Source organism: uncultured Anaerobiospirillum sp. (assembly GCF_902485895.1).
Classification (GTDB): domain Bacteria; phylum Pseudomonadota; class Gammaproteobacteria; order Enterobacterales; family Succinivibrionaceae; genus Anaerobiospirillum; species Anaerobiospirillum succiniciproducens.
Genome location: NZ_CABTML010000036.1, coordinates 1 through 12,295, shown reverse-complemented (window position 1 = coordinate 12,295; position 12,295 = coordinate 1). Strand labels below are relative to the sequence as shown.

5 protein-coding genes are annotated in these 12,295 nt (G+C 43.5%); 4 read left to right on the top strand and 1 reads right to left on the bottom strand.

Annotated elements, in window-relative coordinates; genetic code table 11:
• Positions 1-244: 244 nt before the first annotated feature.
• Complete coding sequence (locus tag RDO37_RS03180; protein ID WP_308498076.1) at positions 245-7,189, bottom strand: class I adenylate cyclase; 6,945 nt, start codon at positions 7,187-7,189, stop codon at positions 245-247.
• 684 nt (positions 7,190-7,873) lie between these two features.
• On the opposite strand from RDO37_RS03180, the gene RDO37_RS03175 reads away from it, so the two are divergent.
• From RDO37_RS03175 to RDO37_RS03160, 4 genes are all read left to right on the top strand, one after another.
• Positions 7,874-8,059, top strand: a complete 186-nt coding sequence (locus RDO37_RS03175) for a hypothetical protein (RefSeq protein ID WP_273326113.1) — start codon at positions 7,874-7,876, stop codon at positions 8,057-8,059.
• Positions 8,060-8,401: 342 nt separating this feature from the next.
• Positions 8,402-9,637, top strand: coding sequence for a uroporphyrinogen-III C-methyltransferase (locus tag RDO37_RS03170; RefSeq protein ID WP_308498075.1), 1,236 nt, complete (start codon positions 8,402-8,404; stop codon positions 9,635-9,637).
• Between the two features lie 3 nt (positions 9,638-9,640).
• Positions 9,641-10,816 (top strand): heme biosynthesis HemY N-terminal domain-containing protein, encoded by a 1,176-nt coding sequence (locus RDO37_RS03165; protein WP_308498074.1) that lies wholly within the window; start codon positions 9,641-9,643, stop codon positions 10,814-10,816.
• A gap of 359 nt (positions 10,817-11,175) precedes the next feature.
• Positions 11,176-12,114 carry a flagellin gene (locus RDO37_RS03160; RefSeq protein ID WP_303074296.1) on the top strand — a complete coding sequence of 313 codons (939 nt, stop codon included), beginning with the start codon at positions 11,176-11,178 and terminating at the stop codon, positions 12,112-12,114.
• The last annotated feature ends 181 nt before the right edge of the window (positions 12,115-12,295 follow it).

Below are 12,295 nucleotides of genomic sequence, written 5' to 3'. Positions count from 1 at the left end.
ATCAGTGTGGTTTTGTTAAATCCTAGCAATTGCATGTTTCCTTAAAATTCGATAAACATGCGGTTTATAATATGTATGCTAGCTTTTAAATTTAACCCCCGTAAAATCGACCAAGTACTTTTGTTGTTGTTTGCTTGCTTGCTTGTTTTTTTTGAAAAGCGCCAATGAATGGCCATGGGAGCCTAGATGTAAAATGCGATAAGCTGCAGCTACTCGTGTTCTGCGCTGCACTATGGCTTACCTTTTAGTCTGGATTACTGCGAATAGTGAATGGATGAATGGCCTTAAGATCTTTACTTAAGACAAAGTACTGCGGCAGATTGAAGCGGGCAGTGATATTAGAAAGATTACGTGACTGCTCTGTATAGAAGCGGTTAATGGCATTTACTAAAGTAGCGCGCGAACCAATGTAATCGTTATAGATCGTAACTTCATTACGCTCATTGACGATGTAGATATCCCAGTGGCCGCTATCTTTAACTCCTGGAATAAAGAAGTACTGCATAATGCCCGCAGTTGCGTAGCGATCAATGATAGGAGGAACCTGCAGAGCAAACTCAGGGCGCATTCCATAGCGTGATAGCACACTGATATCATACTCACCTGAGGCAATTGAGCTCTTCTTATTGATAATGACGCCACGCTCACCTTGCTCACGGGCAACATAAGTATTTCTGCCCACATCAAAGGTGTATTCACTAGAGCTATTTGAGCTTAAGCAGTTAAATACCTGACGCAGCACGGACTCAAGATCGTACTTAATCAGATCTTGGTAGGCTATTGCATATGAGCACACCTCTATGGTCTCTAGCATAGCAGCTACCGATTCATCTTCTTGGCCTACTTCAGTGGTATTACGCAAAATGCGTAATAAAGTAGCGAGTAACTCTACTACACCCTCTTCACCACTTGGCAGGGTAATCGAACGAATCTCACCCCAACTGTTGATAAGCACTAAGTCAATAGAGCCTACAAGGCACACTCGTTGTCTACCGCAAGATAAAGTTGAGCCATAGTCAGTATCTAAGATCTGATTCTTGTACAACTCAGTTTCGTCTTGCTCAAGATTGAGTACAACTAAGCACGCTACAAGCTTAGAGGTACTTTGCAAATTACTTTCGGTTACACGACCTCGTTTGCTACCAATTACACGCATGATATCGGTGGCAAGCTGCTTAATCATACGAGGTGTCACTACTGTAGGCGCACCTGAGATATATGCTGTAGTTCTAGAGGTCATTAAGCCATTAAAGCAAGCCCATGTAACGACCTCACTTAAACGAGATCCTATATATGCGACCTTCAGGTTTAATAAAGCTACATCATCGCTTGCAGCGGTATACATATGCCAGCCACGACGACAGATGCTACCTTTAGATGGCGTAATAAAAGTAAGATGCAACTCCTCAAGATTCTTACTAAAGGAGGTGTGCATTACTGAGATCTTACCTGGGTAGCGATCAAAAGCTGCATATAATTTGCGTGACAAGATCGCTGCATCATCAGATGTAATCGCGTATTCAATGCCGTGACGAATCGAGAAGCGCAGCAGTGCTAAATAGCTCTCAAGCAGAGTGGTATACACCTCTCGGTTAAAGCCACGCACTTCATCTAATTTCCAAGATGAGAATTGCTCGATATCAGAGACAAAACTATCATTCCATCCCCAGCGACGAGCGAACTTAGTTAACAGCTCACGCTTTAGCGTACCATCATCACGGTGCGAATGATTAGAAGCGCCTACACCATCGAAGATCTTCAAATAGAAACACTTACGCATTAAAGACAGACGGCTGTCTGATCCTGACGCGATCAAATAGTCAGAGACTCTGCGATACATCAGATAATAAGAGTCGAGATCAATACTGTAGCCATCATGCGAAAGCATATAATCCTTAAGCTCGCTCGATAACAGCTTGGTATTTGGATAGTCTGATGAGTATGCCTCCATGAGCAAGATCTTAAGCACCACTTTTAGCGGAGACTCAATGGCCTTATAAAGAAGCCACAGACCTGAGCCAAAGTACTCAGTTGGAGAACTAAAGACTACCGATCCAAAGTCAAACCACTCATCAGGATTAAGCGGTGCCTCATACTCTCTAAAGCCATCTAAAGCGGCAGCTTTAATACTCTCATCTGAAGATAGGACAGCACCATAAGATCTAACAGGATAGGCAGTCTGAATGCCTCCTGTCTTGGCGCTAGACTGCACCCAACTTGTAGAGCTCTGATCGTGAGTTACATACTCGCGCATGCGAGAACCCTCACTAAAGACGCCACCACGACCATTTGCGCCTACATCAACAGCATGAACACCAATGCCATGCTTTTTAGAGATGCTATAGGCAGAAGTAGTAATTCCTCTTAAATGATCTTTATTTAAATGAGCTTTAGAACCGCCTAATCTAGTCGCATATCTATGAGCTCGCAATGATGAACCAAGCGCGGCTTTATGTGCTGGATCTGAAACCTTTAAGCTTCCTAAAAGACTGTCATTAGCTTTTGATCTTACAAAGAGATCACGCACTTCAGTTGCATTAGTTGCCTGAGCACTAATATTGCCAATGGTTGAGGAGGCAGCATTGTCACTTGAGAATATCGATAAAGGAGTGGCAGATGCCATGCTAGCATCACCATGATAAGCCTCGTACATTTGCACAGACGCTACGCTTTGATTCGAGCTTGGATTTAACCTTGCCAATCCACCTTCTTTACGGCCTAGTTCTAAGCCATTATCATCAAGCAGTCCATCCGTATCTGCAAGCACGCTATTGGCATAAGCGTCCATTTGCATGCCCTGGAAGTTAACCCCCAAAAATGGCATTGGCGTAACGCCCATAGCTGCTGCTAGTCTTTCTAGTCCTGAGGCTCTATTGTCTGATCCCTCATTATCCATGGCATTGTCATGCTTGATAATAGGCTTTACCTTGCCTCTATTTAAAGCACGACGATCGGCAAAAGCGGTACCTTTGAATAAAGAAGCACGTCCTTGAACCTTGCTCTCCTGGCCATGGGAGTATACTGACTTGGAAACATCAATTGTGCCTTTATGGCTAAGATTATTAGCAATGTACGCACCGCGATCTAAGATATTTCGTTTGGTCATCTTAGACAAAGCTATGCTTGCCCATGATCCACTCTTTGCAGAGCCGTGCACAGAGGCACGATGCGAAGGAGCTAAGATGTGTTCTTTGAGCAGTGAATTGCCAGTCTCTTGCAGCACAGATGCTTGTGCTACTAGTGAGTTATCGAGATCACCATCATTGCTGCTATGCTCAGACATATCTGCAACGGAATATTCATAAGAAAGTCCGCCTAAATCATTTTGATCTTGCTGCGCTTGAGCATTGGTAAGATGGCCTATATTTGGGCTAAAGTTGCTAGCTTCCTTATGTTCTTCCATTGGAATATCGGATGATAAAGGGCCGTTAGCAAACTCACCTTCTTGACCAAAAGACGGATGACCATATATATAAGAATCTGAACTGCCATCATAATTATTGATAGCGTCATTGTGTGAATGTAGCTGAGCAAAGGCTTGATCAGCGTGTTTAGACAGATAATCTCTAGCTTGTGCTGATGCAGTTACATCATTATATAAATCACTATTGAGACGGGCTTTTATTGAGTCACGCCTTAAGGCGCTTGGGCTTGAAAACTCAGCGCCATCTTGGATATTAGATGTAAGACCTTGCTTACTTAAACTCTTGTTAAGCTCCATGCTAAGTACTGCATGGTATCTACTATCTCGCTCAATAGCCGCATCAAAACCTGGGTAACCATGTACAGCCTCATCACGAGTTTGGCGTATATAGCGTTGGCGCTCAGAGTAATCATTTAATGCATAGTCAGTAGTTGCACTGACTACAGCATAACCATGACTTTGCTTATAAGTACCCTTTTGTGAAAAGGTGTCTATAGCAGCAATGTAAGTAGGCTGAGTGGATATGTTGCTTGATAATGACTCATCACATGAGCCAGAGGCATCTTCTAAAGTGAGATCTTTAGTGCCATGCGCCGCATCTGAATTAGGAAAGAGCTTAGAGAAGAGATTGTTTAAGGCGCTCGCGCCAGAAATCTTCTTGGCCATCATGGCACCAGCGCGTGCTACAGCCTCATTGCGCCGCGCAGCACGCATCTTACGTATAGACTTAGCACGAGCAAGCACTGCCGCCTCGCGTTCGAGCTTGGAGATAGCATCATCCTCCACCTCCTCCGTAAGATCATCGCCAAGCTCATAGCCCTCATAGATTTCTTCAAGCTCACTATCGGCATGCTTGCTCTGATCAAGATGAGGGTGCAGATCTGCGTCCTTACCCTCATTAAGGTCAGGGGCCTTACTTCCATCAAGATCTGTGTGCGCACCATCATTTTCTGAGGAGCTGTTATTAAGCTCAAGATCTCTTTGAGGGGCAGCTAAAAGTTCTCCGGTAACAGTAATGCCGCGAATACTATGGTGAGGCTTATAGTTACTTCCATTATCGTCAGTACCCTCCTCTAAAGTATTGTGGTTAGATCCATTATTCTCTTTGACATCATCAGCAGCGACATTACGGCTACGGCCCTTTACCAAATACTCTTTGCGCGAGATAAAAGAGCTATTAACAGCATCTGAAATACTGTCAAATCCTAGCACCTTAGCATTATTTACCTCATCAGAGCCTATCGCTGCAGCATGGCCTCTCTTTATTTCATTTTTAGCAGCATGGCCTATCTTTGTCTCATTTGACTCATCATGGCCGGCATGAGCATCGCTATTGTCATGTGCATCGCTATTATTATGCGCATAGCTAATATCACGGGAATTAGCATTGCTATTGTCATGCGCATTGCTATTGTCATGGGCTTTAGCATCGCTAGTAGCGGTGAGTCCATTGACGCTATGATCCTCACTAATGATCTCGTCTCTAGCAGCATGCTCAGTAGTATTTGTACTGCCTACTACATCATGATCTTTGGCCGCATCTGCTTCCTTATCATCAGGCGATACAGTTGCTGTAGCTTCTATGTTATGTAAATGTAGTGCAGTGTTATGAGTGGAAGGCGCAAGCTTAGTTGCTGTTGAGTGTGAATCTTGGGCTTGCTGCTTAGAAGGATCATTTAATAAGTGCTCCGATCTTTTAAGGTTAAGGACGCGATCCATTACTGAATGGTCGGCGCTATTAACAAAGTCGGTGCCTAAGTATTCACCTTCAGAAAATCCTACTGCACAAGTATTATGCTCGTGACCGTCATAAGTAACTCTATGACGACCTTGAAAAGCATCGTAGCTATTGTTATCGCCACTTTGCTGCCACTGTTCATGGCGTAATGATGCGCTGTTATCAATATCTTCTTTATTATCTAATGAGGCATCTAGATTGCCACTATTAGAAATAGAAACCTGCGCACTAAGCTCAATTCCCATATCATTTTGTGAATCGACAAAAGAGCCAGTGTGCGAGGGCAGCTCAATACTACAAAACGCGCCTTTGGCATAACTGATAAATTTATCAGAGCTAGAGTCACTTGGCCCATATTCAATATGATTAAGCTCTAAGCTTGATAAGAGATCACCACTAGAGGTAGTACCTTTAACCGACATGAGGACATTCATGTGGGTTAAAGACACATCTGAACTCTCGCCACGAGACTTATCACTCTGTACGGTGCGATCTTCAAAGAGATTGACTGTAGACAATCCCCCTTGTGGTGACTTTATTTTAGGCAAACCATGGTGTGCAGATGAATCGTCGAAAAACGCCGCATCTTGACTAGTTGCTCCTGAAACGATCTCAGATCGCTGCGGATCGCTAGTGTCATTAGAATCTTTGACGTGATGATTAGTTGAAGATGCAATACGGCTTTGATAGTAGGATGCAAGCTTGCTTACTGCCTTGCCTAAACCCTTTTGGATGTGATTTTTATTCAGACTGTGAGTGGAAGTGGCCTCATTATTAATGAGACTCATGTACTTACGTTTAATGGTGGATCTTTGAGAGCTATCATCAAGAGATACAAAGTTAATCTTAGGTACAGTACGAATCACATGTGGGTGTGCTTGCGGCATTTGATTAGCCGATGGGTAATCAAAACATGCACGGGCAGTAAAATCAATGTCGCTGAATTCATTTTCTAGCTTAGTTTGACCATCTGAAGAACAACCTAAACCAATTTCTTTTTGTTCATTAGAGGTAAAGGTCACGGTATTAGGATCTAGTGATCCTTGCGGACCATATAAAGCATGGCTAGCAGAACCATTAAGGGCATCAGTAAATGCTGCATCATTATACTTGCGTGTCCTCTTAGAGAACGGGTGCACATCAAAAGCTGATTGGGCTAAAAAGTGGGTTTGATTAGCTAGAATTGGGCAGACAGAAATGAGCGGTGTAACGCCGCTAATCAACCTTTCATCGGGAGTTGAGGCATCAGCATTGTTGATTAGATCTACTTGACTGCTAAGAGCCGATCTTACTTTGCTCTCATAAGGATCATCCCTTGCTATGCGTCCATCTTTAAATGCTGGCATACCAGAGATGCCTTTAGTTAAGAAGTCGGCATAGGCTTGGTAAGACTGCTCTTCTTCAGTAGTCGAGATGAGGTACCACAGAATATAACGACCACACAGACGTATAGAGGAGCGATAGAACTCATCAAGCAAGAAGAGGTTTTGCGCACTACCGCAGTTCTCTTCATCAAGACTGTCTGGCTGGAAATTGGTAAAACGATCTTCTGGGGTAACAAACAGATTGAGCTCAACATTATGAGCTTTTACGTAATCAGTAATGAAACGACACTTATCCTGCAGCGCTTTGGTGCCTGCCTCAGATAATGAGGCTTTGACACATACCCAAATATCTACGTCTGAGTTTTTGGTCTGACCTAAAGATGAGGTCGAACCCATAGCATACAGACCTAAGATGGCATGTTCTTTTGGCTCTTGAAGCGGCGGGGTGCCAGGTAAGATGGTGTCATCTAAATAGCGACGCTGCACATCATTGAGGGTAAAAAGATCAATACCATGTGGTATGTAGCCATCACGATAGCCAGGCAGATTGACATGGTTGTAATGCAGCAGTACAGGAACGATGGCGAGGCAAAAGCGCGTGTCATGGTTCATTAAAGACAAAGATCTCTCAAGACGCGTCTCATTAAGAGCTTTATAGCGCCTAAATCTCGTCAATATCTGTTGCTTTGGAATATAAACCATTCAACATCACCACAATGCCAATCACCAATCCGGCTCTCATATACGGATCAAACTCAACAATAGGCTTGATGCACGGCCTTAGTTGCAGCTTTAAACTCATAGTATGAGCATCAGGATCTAAGATTAGTATTATAACCTAGACAAGCTTATGGCCATGCTATAGATGCTATGTTGGCCATAAAGATTTTGCCAAAGTATTTGGCGCACAACTGCAGTGCTGTTAATTGCTCCTGTGAGACATACAGTTTTGGCTCTTATACTGTGCACGCTAACCATAGTTTTATACAGCGAGAAAAGATTGCGTAAAACGAAGGGTGAGCAAGATAAGTCAAGTGCACCGTCACCCTTTAGGCAATTAAACACAATGACTCACCACACACTTTTGCCCAAAAGTTCCACTTAATATGACAAGTTGTACTGTCCTCCACAGATTTAACAGGTCAATTGGTGGTAAAATTCGAGTTTAGTTTGCGTGCCGTTAGGCCTCTACAATTGCTCAAAATTGCTTTCACTTTGCTGTGCAATAATGGGCTCAATCAAGGTGAGTTATCATCTTATAGCCTCGATTTGAGCGTACCTTTGTAACTGATGCCAACGCAGCAACATTACTTAAATAGCACTCATGTCCATGGTTTATAAAATTGCTTTAGAGCCATTAAACGCCGTTAAGAGATCAAATTTCTTATGACAGTGATCGACATTACGCACCATGCTGATGAACTTATTAGTGAAAGTAAGGTCTTAAAGAGTGCCCAAGTGACAGATGAGATTGATGAGTACGATAAACTCGAATCTCAAATGTCTAAGCAGCTACAAGATCTACAGGCTGAATATGAGTCTTTAGAACTTGAGGCGCAAAGATTACGTTGATAATCAACATTTGGACCGCGCACGAGCGCTTGGTTAAAGAAAGACATTGGCTTAAATTAGCTAATCTAGCTAAGCTATCTTTTGTAAGTTAGCTTAGCTAGCCAGGCTTGTAAGTCTGCCTACAAGGGCAAAGCTAAGCTAAGCTTTATGCCTTTACAAGCAGTACTTTCATAGCCATGTCGGCCTCTGACCATAAGGTCTTTCTTCGGGCTTTGCGCCCGACTCAAAGAGACACGATTAAGTGCTCTTTTGACATGAGCTTGGCAATACGATGGTTTTAAATTTAAATCCATCGCATTTTCTAGCCCGAAGTTGTTAAACAAGACCCACGCAGGGATCAAAATGGTAAAAGAAACGTCCACAACCGAAAGCACCTTACAGAAGGTCGAGGCCAACACTTCGACTGCTGCTCAGGATAATTCAAACTCTTCACAACCGTCTTACGTTAGCAAGGCAGAGTTAAAAGAACTCGAATACCGTCTTAGCACTAAGGCTGCCAACTCCTCAGGCGGAAAAACTGGCCTCCTTTGGATCGTTACCTTAATCGCCTTAGGCGCCGCAGGTTTTTCAGGTTATACCGCTTTCCAAAACCAGCAGAAGCTTGCTGCTATCAACAATGATTACGCCAATGCTCAAAGCAAGATTACCGATTCTATTAATCGTATCGAGCAGAGCGCTAATCTTTTAGAGACTGCACAGCATAACAATGCCGCCCTGCAGCAAAGCACCACCACTTTAACCCAGAATTATCAGAGCTTAGCTCAGACTGTTAACAGCCTGATTTCTGCCCAACAGGCTCAAGGCAAGAGCGTCAGTGAGCTTTCCGATAAGATTGATACTTTCCAAAGCCGCAATCCATATGATTGGCAGCTTGCTGAGGCTTACTTCTTAGTAAACAATGCCCAAGCCAAGGCTGTCTTTGAAAAAGACATCAAGGCAGCTGTTTGGATGCTGACTCAGGCTGATGAATTGCTCGTTGGCATTGAGGATGAGAAGGTTGTCGCTCTGCGTGAGACCATCTCTCAGGATATCTCTACATTAAAGAATATTGCTCAGGTTGATATGCGCGGTTTAGGTTTAGACCTTGATCGTGCTTATGACAATGTTGATAAGCTCGTACTTGAGGGCTACTCAGATCCTAAGGTTCGTGAAGCTGCTATGGTTAAGGCAGAGCAGACTACTGAAAACCTCGCTGATTGGAAGGAGAACTTACTCAACTCCGCTAATCAATTTGCTTCCCGTTTTGTTGAGATTCGTCGTCGTAATGCCGAAGCTGCTACTGAGTTCTTAACACCAGAGCAGGATCTGTATCTGCGTGAGAATATCAAGACCCGTATCTTACTTGCCAAGGCTGACTTGTCTCATGGCGATAAGGAATCCATGCAGTCTAACCTCAATGCGGCAGTTGGCCTTATCAACACCTACTTCGACACTGATAGCTTAGTAGTTAAGAATACTATTGAGATGCTCGATACCTTATCTAAGAGCGAAATCACCATTAAGACCCCTGATGTGTTACAGAGTGCCGGCGCATTCTCAACTTATGCACGTGAGCACTTATTAGGCAGAGGTAAGTAATCTATGATTAAGATCCTCATCGCCGTTGCGTTACTGTGCGGTGCGGTCTTTGTAGGTCCGCGCCTAGCTGATTCTCAGGGTTTTGTACATATTGCCACTAATAGCTATATTGTAGAAAGCTCTCTTACTACAGCTATCATTATTTTATTTGTCGCTTTCTTCGTGCTGCATGTAGTTGTAAACATCATCAGCCGTTCTATAAAGCTTCCACAGTCTACTGCTCGCTTCTTCTCAAACCGCAAGAACATCAAGCATCAGACTTTACAAAACGAAGCTTTCTTAGCTTATGAAGAAGGCGCTTATGCTCGTGCCTTAGCTTTAATTAAGAAGTCTGGCTCTGAAGATGAACTGCCAATCAACGTACTGTTCTTAGGCGCAAAATCAGCTTTTGAATTAGGCGACTTAGAAAAGTGCCGAGCTTTCTTAAATCGTGCTGAGCATGCCTCTGATGGTTCTGACATTGCTTGCAAGCTCTTAAGAGCAAAGCTCAACTTAAAGATTGGTAACAACGAGGCTGCTCTTGAGAACCTCGAGGCTCTAAAGAAAGAGAATTACTCTGGCGCAGTTACTACTAAGCTCTTATACGAGTGCTATGAGCACGAAGGCAAGTTCGACAAGATTTACAGCCTGTTACCTGCTTTAAAGAAGCAGCGCATTATTGATGATGAAGAGGCTGCTAAGATCACTGCTCGCTGCACTAGCCACTTCCTAAGTACTGCAGACACATTAGACAAGGTCAATGTCATGATTGGCTCACTTGACCGCGCAGAGCGTCACAATGCTTGCATTATGGCTCCTGTAGTTTCTAAGCTCGTCGAGCTTGGTGATGTTGCTCAGGCAAGCAAGTACACCATGGACATTATCCGCCGCAACTTAGACCCAGCTATCTTAGAGTCGATTGCTACTTGGGACGCTGCTTCACCTAAGGTTTTAGAGGAGCTTACTAAGCAAGGCGGTTCTAACACTATTGGTTCTTCTACTAATGTGCCACTGCTCAAGGCTTTAGCTAACCTCGAGATGAAGTCTGATAAGCTTACTGAAGCTAAGGCCCACTTAAAGCAGGCTTTAGAGCATACCAAGAGCCGCGATCTGTACTTACTCGCAGCCGAGCTTAATGAGCGCCTGAGTCGCCATGAGGAAGCAACTAAGTTCTTTGCTTTAGCACTCAAAGCAAAATAAGAATAGCTTTTAACAGCTTAAAAAAGGTTCGACTCCTTACGGGGCCGGACCTTTTTTATTTACAGCTTTCCATTGCAAAGACATCCTTAGCCTCATTGACATCTTCTCCATCAAGCTTGTAAGGATTGCTGTCAGCGCAATATTACAATAAGCTCGCAGACATGATTACTTTTGCAGCGCCCGCACTAGTTAGCATCTACTATCATTGAGAAGACAATCCATTCTTGGCCCGAGTGTTCTTTATTTAGCGTCATGTGTAACGATGATATATAAGAGATATGCACCGCTTACCATCTTCTAAATTACATGATGATGCATGTCGGTTGAAAAAGAGATTAATGTACGTTCTGGAGACGCCTATGCCAGTTTATGTGAATACTAACGTCACATCACTAAAGACACTACGGAACATCACTAACCTACAAAATCAGCTTAATACTACCTATCAAAGGCTTTCGTCAGGACTTAGAATCAATAGCGCTAAAGATGATGCTGCTGGCCTTCAGATCGCAAACCGCCTAACTGCACAGATAAACGGGCTTAATCAAGGTAACCGCAATGCCTCTGATGGTATTGCACTGGCTCAAACAGCTGAATCTAGCATGGATGAAATGGCCTCCATGCTGCAAAAAATCCGTACCTTAGCCGTACAAGCAAGCAACGGTACCAATACTGCTGAGGATCGAGCTGCTTTATCAAAAGAAGCCGCCTCTCTAGCTAATGAGATCAGTCGTATTGCTAAACAGACTAGCTATGGCGGTAAGACTATTCTCAATGGCGTTCAAGGCGATAAGTCATTAGTATCTCAAGGTAATGGCACTGCAGGCGATGCACAAAACATCACTTTGCAAGTAGGAGCTAATGCAGGAGACACTATCAGCTTTAAGCTAGAGAACATGCAATTCTCTGTTGTTGGCGTAAGAGCTGATAAGGACTTTGCTAAAAATTACGTTGGCAACGATAAAGTATTGACCATTGATAAGGACGGCAATATTACCTTCCAATTTTCTAAAGCCGATCCATCAGATGTCATCAGTATTATGGACAGTATGATTAATGAGGTAGATTCACAGCGTGCTAGCCTTGGTGCAACGGCAAACCGCCTTGAGTCATCTGTTCGTAATCAATCCAATGTATCAGCTAACATGGCAGATGCTCGTAGCCGCATTCGTGATGCAGATTTTGCTGAAGAGGCTGCCAACCTCACTCGCCAAAACATCATCTTACAAGCAGCTATGACCATGCTCATGCAGGCCAATCAGCGCCCTCAGCTTGGCCTTCAATTACTCATGCGCTAATTTACTCATAAATAATGGGCCAGGCCCCAGCAACTAAATAAGGGCTCAACACCAACAACATATGTGATATGCAACGATTTGAGCATACCAACGCAATGAAAAACGGATCCACCTGCTAGTTTCGGTTCTGTTATACCTCAAGCAGTTTTATATAGTAAAAACTTAATAAGTATACGTACCT

Excerpts from the sequence above, each read along its gene's own strand:
- RDO37_RS03175 (WP_273326113.1), top strand. The coding sequence starts at position 7,874 with ATGACAGTGATCGACATTACGCACCATGCTGATGAACTTATTAGTGAA.
- RDO37_RS03180 (WP_308498076.1), bottom strand. The coding sequence starts at position 7,189 with ATGGTTTATATTCCAAAGCAACAGATATTGACGAGATTTAGGCGCTAT.
- RDO37_RS03165 (WP_308498074.1), top strand. The coding sequence starts at position 9,641 with ATGATTAAGATCCTCATCGCCGTTGCGTTACTGTGCGGTGCGGTCTTT.
- RDO37_RS03170 (WP_308498075.1), top strand. The coding sequence starts at position 8,402 with ATGGTAAAAGAAACGTCCACAACCGAAAGCACCTTACAGAAGGTCGAG.
- RDO37_RS03160 (WP_303074296.1), top strand. The coding sequence starts at position 11,176 with ATGCCAGTTTATGTGAATACTAACGTCACATCACTAAAGACACTACGG.